Genomic DNA, 24,484 nt, shown 5'->3' on the forward strand with positions numbered 1-24,484 from the left:
TTCACAAGCAAAGGAGAAAAGTGATGCTGACCTGCTTCATCCGCTACGAGATCGACCCGTTCAAGAAGGATGCCTTTACCGAGTATGCCCGTGCCTGGGGGCAGGCGATACCGCGCAACGGTGCCGATCTCATCGGCTATTTCGGTCCCCACGAGGGGTCCGCGACGACCGCCTACGGCGTCTACAACATCGAAACGCTGGCCGCCTATGAGGCGTATCGCGCCCGCCTCGCAGCCGATCCGCTCGGCAAGGAGAACTACGAATTCGCCAAACGCGGGCGCTTCATCCTGAAGGAAGACCGCATCTTCCTGAAGAACGTGTCCGTCCCTCATTCTCCGCTGGTGCTGCCATGATCGCCGTCATCTTCGAAGTCGTGCCCTATATGGGCGAACGCCACAAATACCTCGACCTTGCCGGCGACCTGCGCGCCGAACTGGAAAAGATTGACGGCTTCATTTCCATCGAACGCTTCGAGAGCCTGACGATGCGCGGCAAGCTGCTGTCGCTATCCTTCTGGCGTGACGAGGAGGCGGTCAAAGAGTGGCGCAATCTCGAAGCCCACCGCGCCGCGCAGAAGGCCGGCCGCAACGGTATCTTCGCCGACTACCGCCTGCGCATCGGCCATGTGGTTCGAGACTACGGCATGTTCGAGCGGGCGCAAACGCCGGTCGATAGCCGGCAGGTGCATGCGGCTTAGTCAGGCTTCATCCAACTGCCTTTCCGGATTTCGGGACGTTCATCCACGATGACGCCCCAGATGATCCTGCCGGAAGGGCATGATACTCGTGCCTCAGCACGTTTCCGATCGCCTTGGCGCTGGGCCGGGCAATTTGCGGCCGCGCGTTCTTGAGATCGTCCGAATGCCGCGGCCGGCTTTCGAGATGACCTCTATGGCCCGCTCCAGAGCGAGAGGCAGGAATGTCGTTCCGGCAGTCGGCGAACGGCTTGCCGGCGATTGCCGTCTCGACGATGGCAATTGCCCGAAGAATGTCATGTAGAAAGTGCCAGACCTCGCGGGGGCGTCAAAAGACCTGCGAGGCGGAATTTTCGATCCTGTCCTGCGACAGGGGATGAAGGTTGTCCCGTGGCGTGAACATCGACGGGCAGATGCAGCTCGTCTTCTAGGAAGAGTTTGATGCAGATGAGCCCGAGGGCGTTGAAGCGGCTCGCCGGATCGGAAGAGGTCGAGGTCACTCGCCAGGCCCGTCTCGTCACGCGCGACCGAACCGAAAAGGAGCGCCCGGATGGCGTCGGCCCGTCGCTTCAGTCTCTCAACGGCTTCGTTTCCCTTCACGAAGGAAGTGTAGCGCGGCGGCGACTTTATTTCCGAGTCCTGCATTTATTTCCCGAAATCATCCACCGGTTCAGGCTTTGGTAACCAACTTGAGTAACCATAACGGCGAGTAAAAGCGTAACGTGTATAAGCGAGTATCCATATGGCGTCAGTTTTTCCGCTTGCCGATCTCAAGACCTCCGCAACACCGGGTTCTTGGATCGACACGATCATCAGGGGCGATTGTGTTGCAGCCCTCGAAGCTTTGCCGACCAATTCCGTCGATGTCATATTCGCTGACCCTCCGTACAATCTCCAGCTCGGCGGCACGCTTCATCGTCCGGACCAGTCGCTTGTCGATGCCGTCGATGACGCGTGGGATCAGTTTGCATCCTTCGAAGCCTACGACGCTTTCACCCGCGCTTGGCTGCTTGCCTGCCGCCGCGTGCTGAAGCCTACGGGCACGATCTGGGTCATCGGCTCCTATCACAACATCTTCCGGGTCGGCGCGACCCTGCAGGACCTGAACTTCTGGATTCTCAACGACGTCATCTGGCGCAAGACCAACCCGATGCCGAACTTCAAGGGCCGCCGCTTCCAGAATGCCCATGAGACGATGATCTGGGCGAGCCCGGACGCGAAGGCCAAGAGCTATACCTTCAACTACGATGCGTTGAAGGCTGCCAACGACGACGTGCAGATGCGCTCCGACTGGTTGTTCCCGATCTGCAGCGGTGGCGAACGGCTGAAGGGCGACGATGGCAAGAAAGTTCATCCGACGCAGAAGCCGGAGGCGCTGCTCGCCCGTGTCATCATGGCGTCGTCGAAACCCGGCGACATCATACTCGATCCGTTCTTCGGCTCCGGCACCACCGGCGCTGTCGCCAAGCGCCTCGGCCGCCACTTCGTCGGCATCGAGCGCGAACAGGACTATATCGATGCGGCCTCTGCCCGCATTGCCGCCGTCGAGCCGCTCGGCAAGGCAGAGCTGACCGTCATGACCGGCAAGAAGCAGGAGGTTCGCGTCGCCTTCAATGCACTTTTGGAAAGCGGCCTCATCAAACCCGGCCAGGTGCTGACTGATGCCCGCCGCCGCTACAGTGCGATCGTCCGCGCCGACGGCACGGTTGCCTCCGGGGGCGAGGCTGGTTCGATTCATCGTCTCGGCGCGAAAGTGCAGGGGCTCGATGCATGCAACGGATGGACATTCTGGCACTTCGACGACGGGCAATCCCTGCGCCCCATCGACGATTTGCGGTCTGTGATCCGCAGTGATCTGGCGAAGGCGGAATGAGCAGCGGCCTGACCTGATCGAGACTACCTTCTTCCGGTTTTTGTACCTCCAGTTGCGGAAGAAGGCCTACGGCGCCCGGGATCAACACCCCGGGCGCCTTTCTTTTCAGCGCCAGTCCGTCACCTTGCCCTTACGCCATAGTCGGCAAGATCGCTGCGCAACTTGTCGGCACCGGTGAAAAGCACGGCGTTCCATCCTGCCGCCCTTGCGCCTTCGACATTCGCAGGCGCGTCGTCGACGAAGATCGTCGCCGCCGGCTCGAGGCTGAAGCTCCTCGTATGCGTTTCATAGATCGCGATATCCGGCTTGATTAACCCGACATCGCCGGAAACGGTGACGCCGCGCGGTTTCGTCAGGAAGGCAAAGCGCTTCTGCGCCTCGCGGAACGTATCGGATGCGAAGTTCGTCAGCATTGTGACATCGCGGCCCTCCGCAATCAGCGCTTCCATGATCGCGACGCTGTCCTCGTAGGCATGCGGAACCATTTCGTGCCAGTACTTGCGGAAGGCGCGGATATGCTCTTCCCGCGTCGGATGGGCTTCAATCAGGAGAGCTTCGGCATCCGACCAGGTGCGTCCGCGGTCCTGCTCGACGTTCCAATCATGGGTGCAGACATTGTCGAAAAACCACTTGCGTTCGGCCGCGTCGGGAATGAGGCGGCTGTAGGGAATATTCGGATCGTAGTGGATAAGAACTTTGCCAATATCGAAAACGATATGATGAATTGATGCAGTCATATGTCATCCCTTGGGCATTGCAAACACACGAGGAATAGCGGTGGCGATCGCTTTTTTCATGATGGTCGGCAGCGCCTGCGCTTCAAGATTTGTAACCGGCTCCCACCATTTGTCATCAGTCTGAATTCGCGATGGGATCGCGGCGCGGTAGATCGAAAGCCGGAGTTCGAAATGCGTGAAGACATGGGTGACGCTGCCACATGGTTCCCATTGTGCCGGGAAGGGCGCTGCATCCGCGGAAGTTTCCCCATCCGCCCGCGATGTCCAAGCGGTCGTCGGCACCTCCGTCATGCCGCCGAGCAGCCCGCTTGCGATCCGCCGCCGCAGGAGGATTTCGCCGTCAGCGGTCACGGCGACGAAAGCTGCACCGCGCCGGACCGGCCTTTCCTTCTTTGCCGCCTTCACCGGAAACTGCTCGGGCTCATGCAGGCGAAGCGCCTCGCACGATCCCCTGAACGGACAGAGCGAACATGCCGGCCGCTTCGGCGTACAGATGGTTGCGCCGAGATCCATCATCGCCTGCGCGAAATCGCCGGGTCTGTCGGCTGGCGTCAAGAGCGCCACCTTCTGCTTCATCAGCGGCTTGCCGGCCGGAAGCGGAGCCGCGATCGCGTAGAGCCTGGAGATCACACGCTCGACATTGCCGTCCATGACGGCAGCCTGCCTGTTGAAGGCGATCGCCGCGACCGCCGCTGCCGTATAGTCGCCGATGCCCGGCAGCGATTTCAGGCCGTCCTCCGTGTCCGGAAAGACGCCGTCATGTTGCGTGGCGACCGCTTCTGCGCATTTCTTGAGATTGCGGGCGCGGGCGTAGTAGCCGAGCCCTGCCCAAGCTGCCATGACATCGTCGTTCGGCGCCTCGGCGAGGTCGCGAACCGTTGGCCAGCGCGCCAGGAAATTGGCAAAATAGGGCTTCACGGCCTGCACGGTCGTCTGCTGCAGCATGACCTCCGAAAGCCAGACGCGATAGGGATCGGCCCTCACGCCACGCGCCGCCATCGGCGGGGAGACGCGCCAGGGCAGGTCGCGGTGATGCCGGTCGTACCAGTCGAGAAGAGGCGTTGCGGAAGGGGCGTCGAGTGTCGTTGATGTCATCATTTGCCGCGGGACGGGGAAGTGCCCTATACTTGGCGGAGCAATGCTGCGCGATCAAGGTGGTAGCGCCGATTGGCGACGGCATCCGAAGGTTTCGATGAGTTATCCACGTAAAGCTGAAAAGCAGATATCCGAACTGGCGAACGGCCTGATCGACCCGGTGCTTGCAAAACGGGCCGGCATCAACACCGCGCTGCTCGGTTCATGGGATGAAATTGCAGGCGAGGATTTCGCCGACTGCACACGTCCGGAAAAGATCGCCTGGGCGCGTGGCAATGAAGTCGACACCTATAAACCCGGCGTCCTGACGATTGCCTGCGAAGGCGCGCGCGCTCTGTTTTTGACGCACGCGCAGGGCGAACTCATCCAGCGCATCAACAGCTTCTTCGGCTTTGCTGCCGTCCACCAGATCCGCATCGTCCAGAAGCCCGTTTCGCAAGCGGTAAAGCGCTCCCGCACTCCGCCGCCACTGAAGGGCGAGGCAGCCCGAAAGCTTGAAGACATGATGGAAGGCATCGAGGGCGACAAGCTGCGCGAGGCAGTGAAGCGGCTGGGCACTGCGGTGCTGGGGAAGCGGGGCAGATAACGCACTTTGAAAAACCGTCTTCGTTCGCATTCTTGTATTCGAGAAACGGGTCCTCATCGCTTATAGAATCGACAAAAGCAGCGTTCAAATACTCAAGCTGTTCCATACTGGCAGAAATACGCCTGCCGCTTTTTGGCAAAACTGAAATTGCAGATGCGGCTCGCAGCGTCAGCTTTCGTCCCACCAAGGTCACAATTCTTTGAAGAAAGTTGCCGAAGCGTGCCTTGTTCGCGGCCGCGTGCCGTTATATCGCACATTCAGCCGCCACTCTCGATTAGGGGAACCCATGCTGATCTCTGAAATGCAACTGACGAAACGCCAGCTTCTGAGCGGCATGGCCGCCGCGACCGCGACACTTGCGGTTACCGGTACGGCAAACGCAGCAGCCGAACTTCCGAAGCCGGCTGGTGATGTCGACATGGCGGAAGTGCTGAAGCCCGGCCCGCTGCCAGAAATGGCGCTCGGCAAGGAAGATGCGCCGGTGACCATCGTCGAATATATGTCGATGACCTGCCCGCATTGCGCCCACTTCCACAACACAACCTTCGACGAGATCAAGAAGAAGTACGTGGACACCGGCAAGGCGCGTTTCATCATCCGCGAATTCCCGTTCGATCCGGCCGCTGCAGCAGCCTTCATGCTCGCTCGCTGCAACGCTTCCAAGCCGGAAGAATTGAGCACGCCGGAACAGTATTTTCCGATGGTTTCCATGCTTTTCAAGCAGCAGGAAACCTGGGCCGCCGCTGAAGATCGCCGTGCTGCACTTCTCCAGATGGCCAAACTCGCTGGATTTAGTGAGGATAGTTTTACGAAGTGCTTGACGAACCAGAAGCTTCTGGATGAAGTGAACGCCACGCGGGAAAGGGGCTCCAAGGAGTTCGGCATCGATGCCACGCCGACTTTCCTCATCAACGGGAAGCGTTATTCTGGAGACATGCCGGTTGACACCATGTCGGCCCTCATCGACAGCCTGCTTTGATCCGAACCGTTTCAAGATGACGGGCGGCGGCGAAAGCCGTGCGCCCGTTTGTTGTTCTGCGCGCCGTGGGGGCGCCGCATGAAGTTCAACAAGCTCCGCGTCATCGGCTTCAAATCCTTCGTCGAGCCGACGGAATTCATCATCGAGCGGGGCCTGACCGGCGTTGTCGGGCCGAACGGCTGCGGCAAGTCCAATCTTGTCGAGGCGCTGCGCTGGGTGATGGGCGAGAACTCGTACAAGAACATGCGCGCCTCCGGCATGGACGATGTGATCTTCTCCGGTTCGGGAAACCGCCCGGCGCGCAACACTGCCGAAGTCGCGCTCTATCTCGACAACAGCGAGCGTATGGCGCCTGCCGCGTTCAACGACAGCGACGAAATTCAGGTGACCCGTCGCATCGAGCGCGAACAGGGTTCGATCTATCGAATCAATGGCAAGGAAAGCCGTGCCAAGGACGTGCAGCTTCTCTTCGCCGATGCCTCGACCGGCGCGCGCTCGCCGTCGATGGTCGGGCAGGGGCGTATCGGCGAGCTGATATCGGCAAAGCCCCAGGCCCGCCGCCAGTTGCTGGAAGAGGCCGCCGGCATTTCCGGCCTGCATTCCCGCCGTCATGAGGCTGAGCTGCGGCTGCGCGCCGCCGAAGGCAATCTCGAACGCCTTGATGACGTGACCTCGCAGCTTGAAGGCCAGATCGAGAGCCTGAAGCGCCAGGCGCGTCAGGCGAACCGCTTCAAGACGCTATCTGCCGAAATCCGTGCGCGCGAAGCCACACTCCTGCATATCCGCTGGGTGCAGGCGAAGGAGGCGGAAGCCGAGGCCGACAGCGCCCTTAACCAGGCGACCGTCGTCGTTGCGGAAAAGGCCCAGATCCAGATGGAGGCCGCAAAGGCTCAAGGGGTGGCCAGCCTGAAGCTTCCGGAGCTCCGCGAGAGCGAGGCGCGTGCCGCCGCTGCCCTCCAGCGGCTGCAGATCGCAAAGTCGCAGCTCGAGGACGACGCAAACCGCATCCTGCGCCGCCGCGACGAACTGACTCGCCGCCTAGCGCAACTCGCCGAGGACATTCAGCGCGAGGAGCGGCTGGTGTCGGACAATGCTGCGATCCTTTCGCGGCTCGATGCCGAGGAGGCGGATATTGCGGAGATATTGGCCGATTCTGGCCGCCATGCCGACGAATTGCGCGAGGCTTTCGAAGGTGCTGCGGCAAAGCTTGCCGATAGCGAGCGCGTTTTCGCGGCGCTGACCGCCGAGCGCGCCGAAGCTGCCGCTGGACGCCATCAGTTGGAACGGGCGATCCGCGATCTCGCAGACCGCAAGATGCGCCTCGAACGGCAGATGAACGAAGCAAACCGCGAGTTCTCCAGTGTAGCTGAAAAGATCACTGCGCTGCCCGATCCCGATGAGAAGCGGGCAGTGGTCGAAGCTGCGGAGATGGCTGTCGCCGAGGCCGAAACGGTGATCCAGGCGGTCGAACAAGCGCTCTCCGCAGCGCGAGAGACCGAAGCGCTTTCACGCGCGCCGGTCGATCAGGCGCGCTCGAAGCTGAATGCGCTGGAAACCGAAGGCCGCACGATCTCGCGCATGCTTGATGCGGGTGCGGCGGCAGGGCAATTCCCGCCGGTTGCCGATGAACTCCGCGTCGATCGCGGCTTCGAAACGGCCTTGGGCGCCGCACTCGGCGACGATCTGGAATCGCCCCTTGATCCGAAGGCGCCTGCCCACTGGTCGGGAAATGGTGATGGCACTTCCGATCCCGCACTGCCGGCCGGGGTCGTGCCCTTGCTGAACCATGTCGGCGCGCCGGCTGCACTGACGCGCCGCTTGAAGCAGATTGGCCTCGTCGCCGATGGCGACGCTATGCGATTGCTGAACGACTTGAAGCCCGGCCAGCGCCTGGTGACGAAAGATGGCGCCGTCTACCGCTGGGATGGCCATGTGACCGGCGCCGATGCGCCGAGTGCCGCCGCTTTGCGCCTCGCCCAGAAGAACCGCCTCGGCGAGCTGGAAAGCGAAGTTTCGCTCGCTCGCGATGTTCTGGCTGAAGCGGAGGAGCGACTTGCCATGGCGGGCGAAGCCATTCGTGGCGAGGAACGCAAGCTCAACGAAGCGCGTGACATGAGCCGCCTTTCGGCCCGTCATCTTGCCGAGGCGCGCGACGTGCTGGCTGCCGCCGAACGCGCCTCCGGCGATCTCATCCGGCGTCGCGACGTGGTTGCGGAAGCCGTCAACCAGCTCCAGTCGCAGCAGCAAGACCTCGCCGTTCAGGAAGAGACCGCGCGCATCGAGCTCGAGGATGCGCCGGATCTCACCGCACTCGACGACCGGCTGCGCATCCAGCAGGCCGAGGTCGCGACCGATCGCGGTCTTGCGGCCGAAGCGCGCGCCCGCCACGAAAGCTTAAACCGCGAGAACGAGGCTCGCCAGCGCCGCATCATTGCGATCGGCCAGGAGCGCGAGACCTGGCGCCAGCGCGCCGCAAGCGCCGAGGATCACATCGCGACCTTGCGCGATCGCGAGGAGGAGGCACGCGAGGAAGCGGCCGAACTCGAAATGGCGCCAGATGAATTCGAGGACAAGCGCCAGACGCTGCTGAACGAATTGCAGAAAGCAGAAGCCGCCCGCCGTGGGGCCGGGGATCTTCTCGCTGCCGCCGAACTCGTGCAGCGCGAAGCCGATCATAAGGCCGCCACGGCGCTTTCCGAACTTGCCGAAAGCCGCGAGCGCCGCGCCCGCGCCGAAGAGCGCCTCGTCTCTGCGCACGAGAAGCGGCAGGAGAGCGAAAGCCGAATCCGGGAAGTGCTCAATGTTCCGCCACATGAGGCGTACCGTCTGACAGGCCTGCAGGCCATGCAGTCCGTTCCCGACTTGCGCGAGGTCGAGCGCGAGCTGGAGCGGCTGAAGATGGAGCGCGAGCGCCTCGGAGCCGTGAACCTCCGCGCCGAGGAAGAGCAGAAGGAACTCACCGAAAAGCTCGAGGCGCTGATCAGGGAGCGTGACGACGTCATCGACGCCATCCGCAAGCTACGCGGCGCGATCCAGAGCCTCAACCGCGAGGGCCGCGAACGCCTGATCGCCGCCTTCGACGTCGTCAACGGCCAGTTCCAGCGCCTCTTCACCCATCTTTTCGGTGGCGGCACGGCGGAACTTCAGCTGATCGAATCCGATGATCCGCTGGAGGCGGGCCTCGAAATCCTCGCCCGCCCGCCCGGCAAGAAGCCGCAGACGATGACACTGCTTTCGGGCGGCGAGCAGGCGCTCACGGCCATGGCCCTGATCTTCGCCGTCTTCCTCACCAATCCGGCGCCAATCTGCGTGCTGGACGAGGTGGATGCGCCGCTGGATGATCACAATGTTGAGCGCTATTGCAATCTGATGGACGAAATGGCGGCCTCGACCGAGACCCGATTCGTGATCATTACTCACAATCCAATCACCATGGCCCGCATGAATCGACTTTTTGGTGTAACGATGGCCGAGCAAGGTGTATCGCAGCTTGTTTCCGTCGACTTGCAAACCGCCGAACGCCTTCGCGAAACGGCTTGAAAAATAAGCGCTTTCATAAATACCCAAAAAAGGTCATGTTCCAAAGGGCGCGTTAACCCAATTGGGTGATGCTCTTTTTCCAGAATTGAATTAGAAGTTGTTTCTAGATGGCGGACCTGAGATGCGGGCTTATGCGCATGTTGGATCGACCGGGTGGCATACCGAATAAGGGCAGTCGGATTTTCCCGGTTTAACGTACCCCCCGTCCAGTTTCCTGGCTGGACGGAAACAAGGCTTTGCGGGACGGTTGTTGCAGTCCCGCAAAGCTTTTTTTCTTCCCTATTCCAATCAATCGGTTCGAAATGGCGAGCATCCATTGTGCGGTGCAACATTTCGCCGTATTTGTCGATTTTCATTTCAGGACCAAGGGAATAAGCTGGTCCTGATTTTGATCGGGGGGAAGATGACCAAACTGGTCTATACGTTCGGCAACGGGCAGGCGGAAGGTCGCGCACGGGACCATGACGTTTTGGGCGGTAAGGGCGCCAATCTGGCCGAGATGTGCAGCCTGGGGCTGCCGGTGCCGCCGGGCTTCACCATCGTCGCCGATGCTTGCAGCGCTTATTACACGCTCGGTAGACGGATCGATGCCGGCCTGAAAAATGAAATCCGCCGCGGACTGGAGACGATCGAGAAGGCGACTGGCCGGCAGTTCGGCGCAAAGGACCGGCCGCTGCTCTTGTCCGTCCGCTCAGGCGCCCGCATTTCCATGCCGGGCATGATGGATACGGTTCTCAATCTCGGCCTCAATGACGAAACCGTGCAGGCGCTGGGACATGATGCGGGCGACGCCCGGTTTGCCTGGGATAGCTACCGCCGCTTCATCCAGATGTATGCGGATGTCGTCATGGGCCTCGACCACGAAATTTTCGAGGAGATCCTGGAAGACCAGAAGGCGCGTCTCGGCCATGAGCTCGAAACCGAGCTGACAGCCAGCGACTGGCAGCATGTCGTTTCGCTGTATAAGGAGCTGATCGAGGAGGAACTCGGCGAGGAATTCCCGCAGGATCCCGAAGAGCAGCTCTGGGGTGCCATCGGTGCCGTCTTCGCAAGCTGGATGAGCGCGCGCGCCGTCACCTATCGCCAGCTCCACAACATCCCGGGAGGCTGGGGCACGGCCGTCAACGTCCAGGCCATGGTCTTCGGCAATCTCGGCAATGCGTCGGCAACCGGCGTCGCCTTTACGCGCAACCCCTCGACCGGCGAAAGGTCGCTCTACGGCGAATTCCTTGTCAATGCGCAAGGCGAAGACGTGGTCGCCGGCATTCGCACGCCCCAAAGCATTACGGAGGAGGGACGCATCAACTCCGGTTCCGACCGTCCGTCGCTGGAAAAGCTGATGCCAGAGGCTTTCGAGGAACTCACCCATATCTGCACCGAGCTCGAAGCGCACTACCGCGACATGCAGGACATCGAATTCACCATCGAGCGCGGCAAGCTCTGGATGCTGCAGACGCGCTCCGGCAAGCGCTCGACAAAGGCGGCGATGAAGATCGCCGTCGATATGGTGGATGAAAAGCTGATCACCGAAGAGCAGGCGGTGCTGCGCATCGAGCCGTCAACGCTCGACCAGCTTCTGCACCCGACGATCGATCCGCGTGTAGACCGCCAGGTGATAGGCACCGGATTGCCGGCTTCGCCGGGGGCTGCGACCGGTGCGATCGTCTTCACCGCGGAAGAGGCGGTCGAGGCGGAGGAGGAGGGCCGCAAGGTCATTCTGCTCCGTGTCGAAACGAGCCCGGAGGATATCCACGGCATGCATGCCGCAGAAGGTATCCTCACCACGCGCGGCGGTATGACCAGCCACGCGGCGGTGGTCGCCCGCGGCATGGGCGTCCCTTGCGTGGTCGGCGCCGGAACCATGCGCATCGATCTCCGCAACGAGCGCCTTATCGGTGTTGGCGTGACACTGAAAAAGGGCGACATCATCACCATCGATGGCTCGGCCGGGCAGGTGCTGAGGGGCGAGGTTCCGATGATCCAGCCGGAGCTTTCCGGGGATTTCGGCCGCATCATGGGCTGGGCCGACAGGCTCCGCCGCATGACGGTGCGCACCAATGCCGATACCCCCGCCGACGCGCGCGCTGCGCGTGCCTTCGGCGCGGAAGGTATCGGCCTTTGCCGCACCGAACACATGTTCTTCGAAGGCGAGCGCATCCATGTCATGCGCGAGATGATCCTTGCCGAAGACGAGAAGGGCAGGCGTGCCGCACTCGACAAGCTGCTGCCAATGCAGCGGTTGGATTTCACCGGCCTCTTCACCGTCATGCACGGCCTGCCGGTGACGATCCGCTTGCTCGATCCGCCGCTCCACGAATTCCTGCCGAAGACCGACGAAGAGATCGTGGATGTCGCGGCTGCCATGGGCATGGAGGCGGCCGCACTCCGCCAGCGTGTCGATGCGCTGCACGAGTTCAACCCGATGCTCGGCCACCGCGGCTGCCGGCTTGCCATTTCCCATCCCGAAATCGTCGAAATGCAGGCGCGCGCCATTTTCGAGGCGGCTATTGCCGCCGCGCAGGAAACGGGGGCGGCCGTCGTCCCGGAAATCATGGTGCCGCTCGTCGGCCTTCGTTCGGAATTGGATTATGTCAAGGAACGGATCGACGCGGTTGCCGGGGAGGTGATGACCGAGGCTGGCATGACGATCGATTATCTCGTCGGCACGATGATCGAGTTGCCGCGGGCAGCCCTGCGCGCGCACAAGATCGCCGAGGCCGCCGAGTTCTTCTCCTTCGGCACCAACGACTTGACGCAGACGACCTTCGGCATTTCGCGCGACGACGCCTCCGCCTTCATCCCGACTTACCAGCGCAAGGGGATCATCGAGCACGATCCTTTTATCTCGCTGGATTTCGACGGCGTCGGCGAGTTGATCAGCATCGCAGCAGAACGCGGCAGGCGCACACGGCGCGACATGAAGCTCGGCATCTGCGGCGAGCACGGCGGCGATCCCGCCTCGATCCATTTCTGTGAGACAATCGGCCTCGATTATGTCTCCTGTTCGCCGTTTCGCGTGCCGATTGCCCGGCTCGCGGCAGCTCAGGCGGTCATCAGCAACGGTCAGCGGCGGTAATAGCGCGGATAGTAGATCGGCCGGGTGAAGTCGTCGAAGTTTTCATCTGCCTGCGCGCGAAATGCCCGCGCGTCAGCGCGCCTGTCGAGATCAATGCGCTGCAGGCAGGTGGCAAACGCGTCGGTGCCGCGCCTGAAGCCGTAGCTGAGGCATCGCCGCTCGTCGGCAGCCCGCTGTTCTTCCGGCGAGAAGTTCTGGCAGGCCGAAAGGCTGATCGCGATGGCGGCGAGGGACAGGGAAAGAGCGGAAAGACGCATAGCACATTCTCCGATGCATGAACCGGTCGCCAGACAAGAGGCGATTTGCCGGCTCACGTCAACAAACATCGGAAAACGCGGCTGAGTTCAGAATTCGTTCCAGCACCTCGATGAAGGCATCGGCGAACTGCACGAGATGTGCGGTCTCCTGATCCGGCGCCTGCACGCGGATTTCCGAGCCATTGGTATCGAGAACGGCAAGCACGACACGCATTTTGGTGCTCGCCGACGGGATGCGCAGAACGGCGATGCGCCGGCAATCCTCGATGAGCCCGGCTGCCGGAAGATCGAACAGGAATTCGCCGTTTGCATTGGCGGCAGCCGCGCGCACGGCCTCGCAGAAGCCCTCTTCGCCGCCGTCGTAGCCTTCGAGCGAAAGCTCGAGCTCAAGAAGCTCCATCGGCAGGAAGGACTCGGATGGATCGCTTGCGCCAAGCGATGATGCCTGTGGTCTTTCGGTTGTTTCCGATGAAAGCATCACTCTTCTCCTGATCCTTCCCGTTATCGGCAAATGCGCCGGAGCCGTCTTTTTAGTGACATATCAGATGTTACTTATCAAAGCCACCACCGCCTTTTGGTGGATTGCGGCCCTTGCGCGGAGACAACAGTTTCAATTTAGGCGAATCTTGCCATAAACAAGTGTGGGTGCTTCTTGCGCCCTCGCAGGCGGTTTGCGCCCGCGAATAACCGGTAAGTTTGATGGCCATCCGCTTTGACCGCCCCGTTTCCAATTCGGCCCGCTTTGCGCGGCGCTTCGGGGCGTTTGCATTGATCCTGTGGGTCGCGGTGCTGGTCGCGCACCGGTTCGGCGGGCTTGCCACGCCCTATCTCGTGCTCCTGCTGCTTGTCTCCATCGGCTTTGCGCTGCTTGCCGTCATGCTTGCAGGCGTCGGTCTCAGAAGCCTCTGGGCGACGGGAGCCGAAGGCGGCCTCGATGCGTTGAAAGCGCTGATCTTTGCGATCCTTCCCTTGGGTTTCGGCGGTTTTATCGCTGAGCGCTATTTCACGCTGCCGGCCATCTATGACGTGTCGACGGATGTCGTTTCAGCGCCAGACTGGCTTTCGTCGCCACATGCCGATCAGATCTGGATGAAACGCAATCCCGACGTGTCGCCGCAGGAGCGCGAACAGCAGCTCCTCGCTTATCCGGAACTGACCGGCCGGCGTTATGAAGGCGCGATCGACCGCGTGCTCGAAGCGGTCAGGAAAGTGGCGAAGCTGGATGGCATCACGATCACCGGAAGTGCCGGCGAAGGCGAACCGGTTCGCGATCTCGAGGATGCGCCGGCAAGTCCCCAGCCCGATGGCGATGCCGTCGCCGAAGCGCCCGATCAGGTTCCCGTTCCCACGCCGAGGCCCTATGAGGATGATGTCGCAAAGCTAATTCGCGACGCAAATGGCGTAACGCTTCAGGGCGAAACCCGCACGCTCATCACCGGCCTGCACTTCGACGTCGTCATCCGGCTGCGCGAAGAAGCCGAAACCACTTTCGTCGACATTCGCGTCGCCTCCCGCTACGGCCAGCACGACCTCGGCCTCAGCGCCGAAATCGCCGACCATTATCTCGAAGCCCTCGATATGGAATTGCTGGGCATTGCGGGGTAAGACGAAGGCTCAACCGCCTCTTCTTCCAGCCATCCGGCATACCTCACGATCAGCCCGGTCAGCGGCCCGCCGACCTCCACATGAAAATGGAACCGGCTTTCGCGCTCCTCCTCGTAGATATCGCCGCCGGGCGCTAGCGCCAAAGGCAGGGGGATGCCGAAAAATCGCCAGCCGCGAACGACGAAACGCAGCTTGGCGCCATCCGGCACCACAGCCATGAGAATCCGGAAAGGCCCGAAATCTTCAGCGAGCAGATGCGCATCGCGCCCATGGCCCTCCAATTGTACGCTGCGAAACTCTGCACCGTCGAAATCGCGTGTCCAGAACTCTATTCTGCCTTTGGTGGTGAAACATACGCGGACCGCAACATCATCTTGCGCTTTCGGAAAGCCCACGGCGGCAGCGATGATCGAGGCCAGGAAGCCGGTCCCGCGCTCCACGCGTGCACGGCCGGAGAACCTGTGCCCGCCTTCGCTTGTGTCATGCGTCGCGGCAATTGCACGGGGCAGCCGTTCCCAGGCCGAGCCGAGCAGGCGCCGATAGAGAGGCAGGTCCACCTCTCCCGGCCGAACGTGCCGCGTGCCGCTGTGGATGGCGAAACGCTCGAAGCATCTTTCGAACGCTTCAAGAGGAAATTCGGCGGCCGCCGACCGCGCACCATCGGCCGGTCGATTGCCATTCGCCAGCTTTCGGATCAGGGCCTCCAACCCGGTGACAGGGACGAACGGCCCGTCATCGCCTTCCGCGACCAGATGCCAGCTTGCTTCGAGCGGTTGGCCAGCCCGATCCGATCCCGAGGCGCGGACGAACATGCCGCCCCTGTGTTCGCCGGAGGCGAGGAGCTTGCTTGCCCGATGCATCAACGGGGCAAATGGCAGCAGCGAGGGAAGAAGCTTGAGCCGCACCAGTTGCGCCGTTGCAGCCAGCAGCCGTTGCAAGCTCTGCGGCTTTGTTGCCGCACCGGTGAATATTGATGACAGGCCCTCGAACCGCTGAGGCAGAAGATCGAGGTCCGGCGCGTCAACCAGTCTGAAACGTCCGCTTTTGAGCGGGATGCATCCCGGCGGTGCGACCGTCACCCGATGCCATTCGATCAGCCCAAGGCCGGTCGCGGAAATGCCGTTGCGAAGGATCGGCACGGGCTTTCCGGCATAGCTCGCAATCGCCCGGATGACGTTAGGGCCGATGTCGGCATGCGGCGAGGGCGCGATACCCGATGAAACATGGTCGATCCGCGAAAAATCCTGTGCCAGGCGGTCGAGCGCGGCAATGGAGAGGGCGGGAAAGCTGCTCAGCCCCGACAGAACGAATACGCCTGCCGTCCGCGCTTCCGCGTCGAGCTCTGCGATCTTGCGGACGAATTCGCGGCTGTCTGCCAGATCAGCGTAGTCGATGCCGAGAGATATGCAGGCTCTGGGCACGCGATAGGTGTCGCCGCCCATCGTCTGAAACGGTCCGGAAGCGTCTACGGTCACGGCAGGCGCGACCGCTGACAGCTGCTTGTAAACATCGCCGTTGCGGTCGAACTCCACCGGCTCCTTGCCGGCTTTGCCGCCCAGGCTGGACACGAAAGCAACCGCCTTGGCAAGCGAACGTCCTCCAATCAGCAGGCAGAAGCGCTCGTCGTCGCAAAGAAGCTGCGACAGCCTGGCGCCGAAGGTGCCATAGCCGCCGATGATGAGAATGCGAAGTGCTGCACCGCTCATGCCAGGAAGCGGCTCCGTTCCTCGGGCGAAGGCACATAGCAGGTTGTCCGGCGCCCGGCGATCTTCAGGCGGTTTCTGGCGACGAACTCATAGAGCCGGTCGGCAAACGGGCGCGGCAGGATGTAAAGGATACTGACGAGCGACCAGGGAAAGCCGAGCCGGGCGATCATGCGGATCGAACCCTCGGATTTGAAATGCGCGCGGCCGTCTTCGAGCAGGATATTCGTCTCGTAGTCCCGCTGATCCAGGCCGTAGTGCCGGTAAAGTGCCGTGCCGAGCGGCGATTGCGCGGCAAGGAAGCGATAACGCCCGGCCTTGTCGTGCTTCAGCGCAAATTTCACCCAGCGGGAGCAGAAGACGCATTCGCCGTCGAAGATGATGAGCGGCTTGTCGTCCGGAAAGGCCGGAACAGCGGCATCGCTCCGATAGCTATAGTCATTCCGTCTCATCGTCCCTCTCCAGCAGACAGTTGATACGCCCCGAAGAGCGAAGGCGGTCCGTCCGCCTGCACGATGCCGCGTTCCACCAAGTCCTCGATATGCGCGAAGACGGAGAGTGCCGCCGCGCCGTGCAGCCTGGGGTCTGTGTCGCGGTAGATCACCTTCACCATATCGGGGATCAGCCGGTCGCCCGCCTTCATCCGCTCCACGACGGCGCGCTCGCGCATGCGCCGGTGCGTCTTCAGCGCCCGCATGAAGGAGACGGGACGTTTCACCGGCCCGCCATGGCCCGGTAAAAGCACGTGGTCGCGGCGTACGATAAGCTTGTCGAGCGAGGCCATGTAATCGGCCATCGAGCCATCCGGCGGCGCAACGATGGAGGTCGCCCAGGCCATGACATGGTCGCCGGAAAAGAGGATGCCGGTGCCTTCGAGCGCGAAAGCCGCGTGGTTTGCGGCGTGTCCCGGTGTCAGCACCGCCGTCAGCGCCCAGCCGTCACCCTTGATGGTCTCGCCGTCGCCAACCGAGATATCCGGCACGAAACGTGTATCGGAGCTTTCGGCAAAGGGATTGACCTCGCCGTCATAGAGCGGCCTTGCTGCGCGGTGCATACCTTCGCCGACGCTGATGGCGCCTGTCTCTTTCTGCAACTTCGCGGCAAGCGGCGAGTGGTCGCGATGCGTATGGGTGATGACGATATGCGTGACCGTCCGGCCCTTGAGCGCCTTGATCAGTGCCTCAAAATGCGCCTCGTTCTCAGGCCCCGGATCGATGACGGCGACGGATGAGGTACCGACGATATAGCTGTTGGTGCCGTGGAAGGTGAAAGGGCTCGGATTGTTGGCCGTGATGCGCTGGACCCCCGGCGCAACGTCCACCGCGCGGCCATAGTGAGGCTCGAAGGCAAGATCGAACGTCGGGCTGGGCATGGTTTACTTGTATTCTATCTCGATAAAGGACATCGGCTCGCTTCCGGCATTGACGACATTGTGCTCCGCGCCCGCCTCGCGCCGGTAGGCAGCACCCTTGGCCACATCGACGCGCTGGCTGCCATTCCGATCCTCGAGCAGGAATTCGCAATCAGTCATCGGCACGACGACATAGCCGAGCCCGTGGGTATGCACGCCGGTATCCGCGCCCGGCTCGAAATCCCAGCGCGTGATGCGCACCACGGCATCGTCGAGAAGAAGCGTCGCAAGGGCAGGCGGGCGGGCACGGTACTGGCTCATCATCTCTCCTGAGACTTTGATCGGGCGAACCAAGACGTAGCACGGCGCAGGAAGAAGCGCACAGAAATTTGCCGGAAGCGCAAGTTAGTGATTGTGAGGCAGCCGGACCTTTGCTAATCAGGCCTCGCTTGCGGCAAAGCGGGTTTCCGCTCTCAAGCTGTGGTGGGGCGTCGCCAAGCGGTAAGGCACCGGTTTTTGGTACCGGCATTCCCAGGTTCAAATCCTGGCGCCCCAGCCAAGACTGTTCGGGTCCATTCTGGACACATAGGTCACGGTTTACTCCTGAGACATAGTGGACTGCACCCCTTAGGTGAGACAGCAATCAGTAACAGTTCTCCCGGATGTGAATTGCGTTTGGTGTCTCTTGCAGCTGTTGCAGGAGACTGGCTTCGTAAGCGTCCGGCGCTAACACTTTCGGCCTGAAGGGGTTTGGAAGTAGCTCCAGTCTGCATGTCTCGTCGTCGAAATAGCCAATGAAAGAAAAGGCAGCCTGCAGGCTGCCTTTCCCGGACTGATACTGGCCGCGAAACTGGACTACTGAGCCGTTTTCGGCGCCAGAAACTCCGCGCAATAGGACTTGCTGTTTTCGCCCGGGATGTCGCCGACGGTGCGGATGGAGCGGATGGTGTAGCTGGAATCGGCGGTGACTTCGGCCTGGCAGCGGAGATAGAGCGTGCGGGCGGCAGCGATCTGCTTGCCGCGCTTGCCGTTTTCGCCTTCGGCATATTTCGCCGGGACGCGGATCCTCTTGTAGCCGCCCTTCCACGTATAGACGGTGGCCGAGCCGGTTTCGGTATCGGCGATCGGCGGGCCGTAGGCGGCGAAGAACTTGCCGGCCGACTGGCCGGTCCAGCGTGCGGAAATCGGATCGCCTGCAGAAGGAATGGTCGTGCAGCCGGCAAGCGCAATGGCAAGCCCGACCGCGGCAATGGTGCGGAGTTTCATCTAATCGTCCCTGAATTTGTCGCGCATTCGACGGCGGGAATCGCTGTCTACCAACGGTTTCCGCTTGTCCCGTGGAGCGCTTTAGCGCGGAACCCGGCAAAAGAAAATTGCCCTGTCTTCGCGATGGCGAAATTTGCCGCGAGTGTGGCTTTTTGTTGCAGTTTTAGGCTGCGCCGGGCCCTGTCACCCCTCTGTCAAAAATGCGCCGGGTTTTGAAATTTGGTGCTTGCGCAATAAGATGGGCCGGTCTATAGAGGCGCCGCTGGTCACGGAGTGTAGCGCAGTCTGGTAGCGCACCACGTTCGGGACGTGGGGGTCGAGTGTTCGAATCACTCCACTCCGACCAGCCGATTTTCCCGATTTTTTCCCTGATCCCGGGCGAGAATTTGCGCCGCACACTGCGTGCAGCAATCCGTTTGCGCCAGATACGTAACGCGCCCTCGACACGGCAAGAAAAAGGGGCCGTCCGGCCCCATCTTCAGTCTCAGATATCGCTTGCTGCGTTTTTCCAGAGTTCCGCCGCTTCCGCTGCGGTCATCCGGTGCACATGCGCCTCGTCGCGGCGGGTTGCGAAGATCTCGCTCGCCATAATCTGCTCGGCAAGGTCGGCTGGAAGCGAGAGGATGACGCGCGCGTCACCGGTGTGAAGTCCGCCGAGTTCCGAGCGCTTACCGGTCACCATGCCGCCGGCGACCGTATTGTTGGTGTCCGGGTCGATGAGGATGAAGGAGCCGGAGGAACGGTTCTGCTCATAAGGATCGAAGATCGCCGCTTCATCGAAGGCCAGGCGCACTTTGCCGATGGCATTCATGTAAAGCCGCTCGGCCACGTTCCAGGCGCCGGTCTTCAGCTCCAACTGGCTGAGGGGCTGCACCTGGACGCGCTGGCGGCGGCTGCCGCTCTTCAGCCAGTAGCGCTTACCGGCCTCGATGCCTTCCGGCTGCAGCGCCACGATCTGTGCGTCGAAGGCAAGGCCGACCTGCGGCTGGCTGTCGATCGAGACGATCATGTCGCCGCGCGCGACGTCCACCTGTCGGTCGAGCACGAGGGTGATTGCGTCGCCCGCGACGGCCGCGTTGCGCACGAGGTCGAAGGTGACGATCTTGGAAACATTGGCGACCATGCCCGATGGCAGGATCATGACGCTGTCGCCCGGCTTCACCGAACCGCCGGCAACGGTGCCTTGATAGCCACGGAAGCTTTCGCCGGGACGCGACACGCGCTGCACCGAGAGACGGAAGCCGACGGTCTGCGAAGAGCGCACCGTGGCGAGCTCCAGCGTCTCGACCAGCGTCGGACCCGTGTACCAGGGCATGGCGGCCTGGCCGGAGTAGACGACGTTTTCACCCTTCAGCGCCGACATCGGGATCGCGGTGATCTGCTTGACGCCGAGCGACAGGGCAAATTCCTTGAACTCGTGCGTGATCTTCTCGAATCCGGCGCGGTCGTAGCCGGTCAGGTCGATTTTGTTGACGGCGAGCACGAACTGCTTGATGCCGAGCAGCGAGGCGATCGTCGCGTGGCGTCGCGTCTGCTCGAGGATGCCGGCGCGGGCATCGACGAGCAGCACGGCAAGATCGGCGGTCGAAGCGCCAGTTGCCATGTTACGGGTGTACTGTTCGTGGCCGGGCGTGTCGGCGACGATGAAGGCGCGCCTGTCGGTCTGGAAATAGCGATAGGCGACATCGATGGTGATGCCCTGTTCGCGCTCCGCCTGCAGGCCGTCCAGAAGGAGTGCGAAGTCGGGCAGGCCGAGATCGTTTTGCTTGCCGGTAAAATCGCGCTGGAGCGTCGCTGCCTGGTCTTCCTTGACGGCCTTGGTGTCCCAGAGCAACCGGCCGATCAGCGTGGATTTCCCATCGTCGACGCTGCCGCAGGTGATGAGGCGCAACGGCCGTGTGTCGCGCGTGGCCTTCAGCGGCTCGGCGGCAGGCAGGGCGATGGCGGTTGCAGGTGCTGCTGCAGTCATCTCAGAAATATCCTTCACGCTTCTTCTTTTCCATAGAGCCGGACTGGTCGCGGTCGATGGCGCGGCCCTGGCGCTCGGAAACGGTTGCGATTTCCAGCTCCGCTATGACGTCTTCAAGGGTGGTGGCGGTGGAGCGGATGGCACCCGTCAGCGGGAAATCGCCGAGGGTGCGGAAACGGATCATGCCTTCCTGGCGGACTTCGCCGGGAAGGAGTTCCAACCGCGGGTCTTCCGCAAGGATCATCATGCCGTCGCGCTCAACGTAGGGGCGCTTCTTCGCATAGTAGAGCGGCACCAGCGGAATGTCTTCGGCCTGAATGTAGCGCCAGATATCGACTTCGGTCCAGTTCGACAGCGGAAAGGCGCGCACGCTCTCGCCCTTGCGGATCTGGCCGTTGTAGATGTTCCAGAGCTCGGGCCGCTGGTTGCGCGGATCCCAGCGGTGGTCCGGCGTGCGGAAGGAATAGATGCGTTCCTTGGCGCGGCTTGCCTCCTCGTCGCGGCGTGCGCCGCCGAAGGCTGCGTCGAACTGTCCGGCGTCGAGCGCCTGGCGCAGCCCCTCGGTCTTCATGATGTCGGTGAAGGTCGCGGAGCCGTGGCTGAAGGGTGTGATTCCTTCGGCGGCGCCGCGCGGATTGATGTGCTCGACCAGGTCCAGGTCATACTTCTTCGCGGTCTCGTCGCGAAAGGCGATCATCTCCTGGAATTTCCAGCCGGTGTTCACATGCAGCAGCGGGAAGGGCACGCGGCCCGGATAAAAAGCCTTACGTGCCAGATGCAGCAGCACCGACGAGTCCTTTCCGATCGAATAGAGCATCACCGGACGCTCGAATTCGGCCGCAACCTCGCGGAAGATATGGATGGACTCGTTTTCCAGAGCCTTCAGGTGCGGATCGAGCGGCGGTTTGGCGCTCTGTGGATTGTTGAGTTCCGTATCCGGACGGCTATCGGGCATTTCCTACTCCAGACTTTCGATCATTGGCAAGGAGGCATTTGCCCCTCACCCCAATGCCGCGCTCGGCGGCTCGTTTTCCGTCCCCTCGCCCCGCTTGCGGGGGAGAGGGCTAGCGGTGAGGGGCCATGCAGTCCGGCCCGTCAAACTCACCCTTCCTGGCTATCGTGCGGCAACCGCTGTCGCCTCTTCGCCGACATGCAGGCCGCATTCGCGCTTTTCATCCTGTTCCCACCACCAGCGGCCGGCGCGCTCCGGCTCGCCGGGCTTGATGGCGCGCGTGCACGGTTCGCAGCCGATGGAGGGGTAGCCGCGCGCATGCAGCGGATTAACCGGCACGCTATTGTCGGCGACGTAGGACTTAATTGTCTCGATATCCCAGTCGGCAAGCGGATTGATCTTCAGGAGGTGCCGTTCGGCGTCATATTCCGCAAAAGGCGTTTCCGCGCGGTTGGCGGACTGACCGCGGCGCAGCCCGGTGATCCAGATCGTTGCGCCTGCCAGCGCCCGCGCAAGCGGCTTCAGCTTGCGCACGCCACAACAGGCATGCCTGGCTTCGACGCTCTCGTAAAAGCCGTTCATGCCGTATTTCGCCGCATAGGCGTCGATATCGGCCTGCTCTGGCTCGTAGCGGGTGATGTGGATGTCGTACTGGCTTTCGGTTTCGCCGATCAGCGCCAGCGTCTCGGGGAAGAGGCGGCCGGTCTGCAGCGTTACGACGTCGATCGGTAGGCGATGATTGCCGATTTCGGCGGTGATCACCTGGTCTTCGATGCCAAGCGATGTCGTGAAGACAACTCTTACGTCTAGGCCGGCGACAAACGACAGACGTTCGGCCAGGCTCAAGGTCGCAAGTTTCGCATTCAGCGTTTCCGCTTCTTCGATGATATTGACAACAGTCATGGGAAACCCTGTCCTCGATGTTGGCCGGAGTATCGCAGCTTGAGCGCAGATCGGACAGAAAAACGGATTTCGAAAGCGGCGCATACGGGAGCAAATATCTCTCCGAAGCCGCTGCAATGCAGAAAAGCAGCCGCGTCAGGCCAGCAATCTGTCGAGGCTGTTTTAATCTCTATAAAATTAGTAGGGTTACACGCTGCCTGTCAACTCGAAATCTGAAGTGATGTCGAAAAAGATGCAGGTAGCGTAATTCCAGCGTAGAATTCTGTCCGTTGGCCGAGCAAGAAAAACAAGGCCAAAATGCTTGTCTTCCAAGGCTTTCGCGGGCGCGTTCAAATTCCGTTCATGCTGGCTATGCAATAGGAGATAGGTAAGCTTGTGAGGTGGTGCGGCAAGTCGCACCGCTCGTGTGTGTGACGGTCCAAAATGATTACGCAGAAAGCAAAATACGCGCTCCGGGCGCTGACGGTACTGGCGGAAGCCGATGCCGGCGAGCCCGTCATGATTTCGGACATTGCAGCGCAGCAGAAAATTCCGAAGAAGTTCCTCGAGCAGATCCTGCTCGATCTTAAGCATCAGGGCATCGTCGCGAGCCGACGCGGCAAGGCGGGCGGCTATCTGCTGTTGAAGCCCGCCGACATGATCACCTTCGGCGAAATCCTGCGCATCGTCGACGGCCCGATCGCGCCGCTCCCATGCCTTTCGATCACCGCGTATCGCAAGTGCGACGATTGCGATGGCGAACAGACCTGCAAAATCCGCAGCGTCTTCGCCAAAGTTGCGGATGCAACGCGCAAGGTGCTGTTCTCGACGACGATCGCCGACGCGGTCGCTCCGGTAAAAGGCGCAGAGGTCACCCGCCTTCTCGCCTGACGGGCGGCTTCTTCCCTCTCCATAGACAGCCGCAGGTTCGCGAAATCATCTCCCAGCTTCAAGATTTGGTGAAAAGCCTTTCAAAGCCGCCGGAATGCGCCAATTCGGACCTGTTCGGAAAAGGGCAGGGAGAACTGAAATGCGTGTCTTATCCACAAGGCAGATCGTCTTGAGCGCGGCGCTCGCGGCAGCTTTCGCGACCGGCGCTGCGGCGCATCACGGCTGGTCATGGGCTGAGGCCGAGCAGATGGAGTTGAGGGGGACGATCCAGAAGATTTCCATGGGCGGCCCGCATCCCGCGCTTGACGTTGCGACCACCGATGACGGCGTGTGGCGCGTCGAACTCGGCAATCCGCGCCAGACGGAGCGCTCCGGCTTCGTCGAGGGCTCGGCGAAGAAAGGCGATCCGATCGTTGCGATCGGAAACCGTTCGCTGGATCGGAATGAAAAGCGCATGAAGGCCGTGCGAATCATGGTCGGCGAGAAGCGCTACGATATCTATCCCGATCGAATCCAGACGAATTGACCGCATGGCGATCGAACTTCTGGCAATGGCTTGCCGCAACGCCGCTCGCCGCCGGGTTGCGACGTTCAGCGCTGCTTTACATGTTCGTCAACGCTTCGCATATCCTGTCCATCGGTTTGCTGCTCGGCGCCATCCTGCCGCTCGATCTCAGGTTGATGGGCTTCTTTCCGTTGGTCCCGCTTTCGGTGGTCGGGCCATTCCTGTCGCGCGCAGCGGCGGTCGGTTTGACGGCGGCGATCGTCACAGGCTTCTGCCTCTTCAGCGTCCGGCCGATGGAATATGCCGGAAACCCAGCATTTTTGGCAAAGATCGGATTGCTGGCAGTGGGCGTTGCCAATGCCGCCATCGTGCATGCCAGGGACAGCTGGCGAAAGGCGATTGCCGGAGTGGTCGTTGCAGCGAGCTTGCGCATTGCAGCCATGGTTTCGGCGGCGGTATGGATTACCGCTCTCATCGCCGGGCGGTGGATCGGTTTCATATAGTCTTGATTGCGTGCGATAAG

The 24,484-nt window shown here is 61.6% G+C and carries 24 protein-coding genes and 2 tRNA genes; 14 read left to right on the plus strand and 12 right to left on the minus strand.

The features are described from left to right. The first annotated feature begins 23 nt into the window (after nt 1-23). From ACW4PC_RS19730 to ACW4PC_RS19745, 4 genes are all read left to right on the plus strand, one after another. Nucleotides 24-353, plus strand: coding sequence for an NIPSNAP family protein (locus ACW4PC_RS19730; protein WP_283071065.1), 330 nt, complete (start codon nt 24-26; stop codon nt 351-353). Next, nucleotides 350-697: an antibiotic biosynthesis monooxygenase family protein gene (locus ACW4PC_RS19735; protein ID WP_455874883.1), complete on the plus strand. Its 348-nt coding sequence runs from the start codon at nt 350-352 to the stop codon at nt 695-697. Before ACW4PC_RS19730 ends, ACW4PC_RS19735 begins: the two co-directional genes overlap by 4 nt. A 438-nt stretch (nt 698-1,135) precedes the next feature. Next, nucleotides 1,136-1,378 carry a hypothetical protein gene (locus tag ACW4PC_RS19740; RefSeq protein ID WP_455874884.1) on the plus strand — a complete coding sequence of 81 codons (243 nt, stop codon included), beginning with the start codon at nt 1,136-1,138 and terminating at the stop codon, nt 1,376-1,378. Nucleotides 1,379-1,436: 58 nt separating this feature from the next. Continuing rightward, nucleotides 1,437-2,567, plus strand: a complete 1,131-nt coding sequence (locus tag ACW4PC_RS19745) for a DNA methyltransferase (RefSeq protein ID WP_455874885.1) — start codon at nt 1,437-1,439, stop codon at nt 2,565-2,567. Nucleotides 2,568-2,686: 119 nt separating this feature from the next. On the opposite strand, the gene ACW4PC_RS19750 is transcribed toward ACW4PC_RS19745, so the two are convergent. After that, entirely contained in the window at nt 2,687-3,304 is a 618-nt protein-coding gene (locus ACW4PC_RS19750) for an HAD family hydrolase (RefSeq protein ID WP_455874886.1), read from the minus strand. Nucleotides 3,305-3,307: 3 nt separating this feature from the next. Beyond that, nucleotides 3,308-4,399, minus strand: a complete 1,092-nt coding sequence (gene mutY / locus ACW4PC_RS19755; protein ID WP_455875070.1) for an A/G-specific adenine glycosylase — start codon at nt 4,397-4,399, stop codon at nt 3,308-3,310. A 97-nt stretch (nt 4,400-4,496) separates the two neighbouring features. On the opposite strand from mutY, the gene ACW4PC_RS19760 reads away from it, so the two are divergent. The 4 genes from ACW4PC_RS19760 (at nt 4,497) to ppdK (ending at nt 12,580) form a co-directional block, all read left to right on the plus strand. After that, nucleotides 4,497-4,985 (plus strand): DUF721 domain-containing protein, encoded by a 489-nt coding sequence (locus tag ACW4PC_RS19760; protein WP_455874887.1) that lies wholly within the window; start codon nt 4,497-4,499, stop codon nt 4,983-4,985. Between the two features lie 286 nt (nt 4,986-5,271). Continuing rightward, entirely contained in the window at nt 5,272-5,964 is a 693-nt protein-coding gene (locus ACW4PC_RS19765; RefSeq protein ID WP_455874888.1) for a DsbA family protein, read from the plus strand. A 78-nt stretch (nt 5,965-6,042) separates the two neighbouring features. After that, a complete protein-coding gene (locus ACW4PC_RS19770) occupies nt 6,043-9,504 on the plus strand; it encodes a chromosome segregation SMC family protein (RefSeq protein ID WP_455874889.1) in 3,462 nt (1,153 codons plus the stop codon). A gap of 403 nt (nt 9,505-9,907) precedes the next feature. After that, complete coding sequence (ppdK, locus tag ACW4PC_RS19775; protein ID WP_455874890.1) at nt 9,908-12,580, plus strand: pyruvate, phosphate dikinase; 2,673 nt, start codon at nt 9,908-9,910, stop codon at nt 12,578-12,580. Here the strand turns inward: ppdK and ACW4PC_RS19780 are convergent. Both ACW4PC_RS19780 and ACW4PC_RS19785 read right to left on the minus strand, forming a co-directional pair. Continuing rightward, nucleotides 12,568-12,837: a hypothetical protein gene (locus tag ACW4PC_RS19780; protein ID WP_455874891.1), complete on the minus strand. Its 270-nt coding sequence runs from the start codon at nt 12,835-12,837 to the stop codon at nt 12,568-12,570. The two genes, ppdK and ACW4PC_RS19780, sit on opposite strands and share 13 nt — an antisense overlap. A 58-nt stretch (nt 12,838-12,895) precedes the next feature. Then, nucleotides 12,896-13,315: a hypothetical protein gene (locus tag ACW4PC_RS19785; protein ID WP_455874892.1), complete on the minus strand. Its 420-nt coding sequence runs from the start codon at nt 13,313-13,315 to the stop codon at nt 12,896-12,898. A gap of 221 nt (nt 13,316-13,536) precedes the next feature. On the opposite strand from ACW4PC_RS19785, the gene ACW4PC_RS19790 reads away from it, so the two are divergent. Continuing rightward, on the plus strand, nt 13,537-14,442 hold the full coding sequence (locus ACW4PC_RS19790; protein WP_455874893.1) for a DUF1499 domain-containing protein: 906 nt from the start codon (nt 13,537-13,539) through the stop codon (nt 14,440-14,442). On the opposite strand, the gene ACW4PC_RS19795 is transcribed toward ACW4PC_RS19790, so the two are convergent. The 4 genes from ACW4PC_RS19795 to ACW4PC_RS19810 are packed head-to-tail and all read right to left on the minus strand — an operon-like array spanning nt 14,397 to nt 17,817. Further along, nucleotides 14,397-16,148, minus strand: a complete 1,752-nt coding sequence (locus ACW4PC_RS19795) for a DUF4166 domain-containing protein (RefSeq protein WP_455874894.1) — start codon at nt 16,146-16,148, stop codon at nt 14,397-14,399. The genes ACW4PC_RS19790 and ACW4PC_RS19795 overlap by 46 nt on opposite strands. Then, the gene (locus tag ACW4PC_RS19800; RefSeq protein WP_455874895.1) at nt 16,145-16,597 is read right to left on the minus strand and encodes a thiol-disulfide oxidoreductase DCC family protein; all 453 of its coding nucleotides are present in this window, start codon (nt 16,595-16,597) and stop codon (nt 16,145-16,147) included. Before ACW4PC_RS19800 ends, ACW4PC_RS19795 begins: the two co-directional genes overlap by 4 nt. After that, nucleotides 16,594-17,517 carry an MBL fold metallo-hydrolase gene (locus tag ACW4PC_RS19805; protein WP_455874896.1) on the minus strand — a complete coding sequence of 308 codons (924 nt, stop codon included), beginning with the start codon at nt 17,515-17,517 and terminating at the stop codon, nt 16,594-16,596. Before ACW4PC_RS19805 ends, ACW4PC_RS19800 begins: the two co-directional genes overlap by 4 nt. 3 nt (nt 17,518-17,520) lie before the next feature. Next, on the minus strand, nt 17,521-17,817 hold the full coding sequence (locus ACW4PC_RS19810) for a cupin domain-containing protein (protein WP_455875071.1): 297 nt from the start codon (nt 17,815-17,817) through the stop codon (nt 17,521-17,523). A gap of 163 nt (nt 17,818-17,980) precedes the next feature. Between ACW4PC_RS19810 and ACW4PC_RS19815 the strand changes: the two genes are divergently transcribed. Beyond that, a tRNA-Gln gene (locus ACW4PC_RS19815) sits at nt 17,981-18,055 on the plus strand. A gap of 296 nt (nt 18,056-18,351) precedes the next feature. Here ACW4PC_RS19815 and ACW4PC_RS19820 read toward each other — a convergent pair. Continuing rightward, a complete protein-coding gene (locus tag ACW4PC_RS19820; RefSeq protein WP_455874897.1) occupies nt 18,352-18,762 on the minus strand; it encodes a hypothetical protein in 411 nt (136 codons plus the stop codon). 269 nt (nt 18,763-19,031) lie between these two features. Between ACW4PC_RS19820 and ACW4PC_RS19825 the strand changes: the two genes are divergently transcribed. Then, nucleotides 19,032-19,108, plus strand: a tRNA-Pro gene (locus ACW4PC_RS19825). Nucleotides 19,109-19,246: 138 nt separating this feature from the next. Here the strand turns inward: ACW4PC_RS19825 and cysN are convergent. The 3 genes from cysN to ACW4PC_RS19840 form a co-directional block, all read right to left on the minus strand. Further along, the gene (gene cysN / locus ACW4PC_RS19830) at nt 19,247-20,731 is read right to left on the minus strand and encodes a sulfate adenylyltransferase subunit CysN (RefSeq protein ID WP_455874898.1); all 1,485 of its coding nucleotides are present in this window, start codon (nt 20,729-20,731) and stop codon (nt 19,247-19,249) included. A gap of 1 nt (nt 20,732) precedes the next feature. Beyond that, nucleotides 20,733-21,686, minus strand: a complete 954-nt coding sequence (gene cysD, locus ACW4PC_RS19835) for a sulfate adenylyltransferase subunit CysD (protein ID WP_022716380.1) — start codon at nt 21,684-21,686, stop codon at nt 20,733-20,735. A gap of 159 nt (nt 21,687-21,845) precedes the next feature. Then, nucleotides 21,846-22,586 carry a phosphoadenylyl-sulfate reductase gene (locus ACW4PC_RS19840; protein ID WP_455874899.1) on the minus strand — a complete coding sequence of 247 codons (741 nt, stop codon included), beginning with the start codon at nt 22,584-22,586 and terminating at the stop codon, nt 21,846-21,848. A 423-nt stretch (nt 22,587-23,009) separates the two neighbouring features. Here ACW4PC_RS19840 and ACW4PC_RS19845 point away from each other — a divergent pair, with 423 nt between their 5' ends. The 3 genes from ACW4PC_RS19845 to ACW4PC_RS19855 all read left to right on the plus strand — a co-directional run bounded on the left by ACW4PC_RS19845 (nt 23,010) and on the right by ACW4PC_RS19855 (nt 24,464). After that, nucleotides 23,010-23,456: an RrF2 family transcriptional regulator gene (locus ACW4PC_RS19845; RefSeq protein ID WP_455874900.1), complete on the plus strand. Its 447-nt coding sequence runs from the start codon at nt 23,010-23,012 to the stop codon at nt 23,454-23,456. 139 nt (nt 23,457-23,595) lie between these two features. Beyond that, nucleotides 23,596-23,982 (plus strand): DUF6152 family protein, encoded by a 387-nt coding sequence (locus ACW4PC_RS19850; protein ID WP_455874901.1) that lies wholly within the window; start codon nt 23,596-23,598, stop codon nt 23,980-23,982. Beyond that, entirely contained in the window at nt 23,979-24,464 is a 486-nt protein-coding gene (locus ACW4PC_RS19855; RefSeq protein WP_455874902.1) for a DUF6644 family protein, read from the plus strand. The genes ACW4PC_RS19850 and ACW4PC_RS19855 overlap by 4 nt, the downstream gene beginning before the upstream one ends. The last annotated feature ends 20 nt before the right edge of the window (nt 24,465-24,484 follow it).

The sequence above is a fragment of the Rhizobium yanglingense genome (assembly GCF_977109285.1).

What these genes read in the sequence shown, in the direction of transcription:
- ACW4PC_RS19760 (WP_455874887.1), top strand. Translation starts at nt 4,497, where the DNA reads ATGAGTTATCCACGTAAAGCTGAAAAGCAGATATCCGAACTGGCGAAC.
- ACW4PC_RS19740 (WP_455874884.1), top strand. Translation starts at nt 1,136, where the DNA reads ATGCAGATGAGCCCGAGGGCGTTGAAGCGGCTCGCCGGATCGGAAGAG.
- ACW4PC_RS19805 (WP_455874896.1), bottom strand. Translation starts at nt 17,517, where the DNA reads ATGCCCAGCCCGACGTTCGATCTTGCCTTCGAGCCTCACTATGGCCGC.
- ACW4PC_RS19730 (WP_283071065.1), top strand. Translation starts at nt 24, where the DNA reads ATGCTGACCTGCTTCATCCGCTACGAGATCGACCCGTTCAAGAAGGAT.
- ACW4PC_RS19750 (WP_455874886.1), bottom strand. Translation starts at nt 3,304, where the DNA reads ATGACTGCATCAATTCATCATATCGTTTTCGATATTGGCAAAGTTCTT.
- ACW4PC_RS19765 (WP_455874888.1), top strand. Translation starts at nt 5,272, where the DNA reads ATGCTGATCTCTGAAATGCAACTGACGAAACGCCAGCTTCTGAGCGGC.
- ACW4PC_RS19850 (WP_455874901.1), top strand. Translation starts at nt 23,596, where the DNA reads ATGCGTGTCTTATCCACAAGGCAGATCGTCTTGAGCGCGGCGCTCGCG.
- ACW4PC_RS19820 (WP_455874897.1), bottom strand. Translation starts at nt 18,762, where the DNA reads ATGAAACTCCGCACCATTGCCGCGGTCGGGCTTGCCATTGCGCTTGCC.
- ACW4PC_RS19790 (WP_455874893.1), top strand. Translation starts at nt 13,537, where the DNA reads ATGGCCATCCGCTTTGACCGCCCCGTTTCCAATTCGGCCCGCTTTGCG.
- ACW4PC_RS19795 (WP_455874894.1), bottom strand. Translation starts at nt 16,148, where the DNA reads ATGAGCGGTGCAGCACTTCGCATTCTCATCATCGGCGGCTATGGCACC.
- ACW4PC_RS19785 (WP_455874892.1), bottom strand. Translation starts at nt 13,315, where the DNA reads ATGCTTTCATCGGAAACAACCGAAAGACCACAGGCATCATCGCTTGGC.
- mutY (WP_455875070.1), bottom strand. Translation starts at nt 4,399, where the DNA reads ATGACATCAACGACACTCGACGCCCCTTCCGCAACGCCTCTTCTCGAC.
- ACW4PC_RS19810 (WP_455875071.1), bottom strand. Translation starts at nt 17,817, where the DNA reads ATGAGCCAGTACCGTGCCCGCCCGCCTGCCCTTGCGACGCTTCTTCTC.
- ACW4PC_RS19780 (WP_455874891.1), bottom strand. Translation starts at nt 12,837, where the DNA reads ATGCGTCTTTCCGCTCTTTCCCTGTCCCTCGCCGCCATCGCGATCAGC.
- ACW4PC_RS19845 (WP_455874900.1), top strand. Translation starts at nt 23,010, where the DNA reads ATGATTACGCAGAAAGCAAAATACGCGCTCCGGGCGCTGACGGTACTG.
- ACW4PC_RS19840 (WP_455874899.1), bottom strand. Translation starts at nt 22,586, where the DNA reads ATGACTGTTGTCAATATCATCGAAGAAGCGGAAACGCTGAATGCGAAA.
- cysN (WP_455874898.1), bottom strand. Translation starts at nt 20,731, where the DNA reads ATGACTGCAGCAGCACCTGCAACCGCCATCGCCCTGCCTGCCGCCGAG.
- ACW4PC_RS19735 (WP_455874883.1), top strand. Translation starts at nt 350, where the DNA reads ATGATCGCCGTCATCTTCGAAGTCGTGCCCTATATGGGCGAACGCCAC.
- ppdK (WP_455874890.1), top strand. Translation starts at nt 9,908, where the DNA reads ATGACCAAACTGGTCTATACGTTCGGCAACGGGCAGGCGGAAGGTCGC.
- ACW4PC_RS19745 (WP_455874885.1), top strand. Translation starts at nt 1,437, where the DNA reads ATGGCGTCAGTTTTTCCGCTTGCCGATCTCAAGACCTCCGCAACACCG.
- ACW4PC_RS19800 (WP_455874895.1), bottom strand. Translation starts at nt 16,597, where the DNA reads ATGAGACGGAATGACTATAGCTATCGGAGCGATGCCGCTGTTCCGGCC.
- cysD (WP_022716380.1), bottom strand. Translation starts at nt 21,686, where the DNA reads ATGCCCGATAGCCGTCCGGATACGGAACTCAACAATCCACAGAGCGCC.
- ACW4PC_RS19770 (WP_455874889.1), top strand. Translation starts at nt 6,043, where the DNA reads ATGAAGTTCAACAAGCTCCGCGTCATCGGCTTCAAATCCTTCGTCGAG.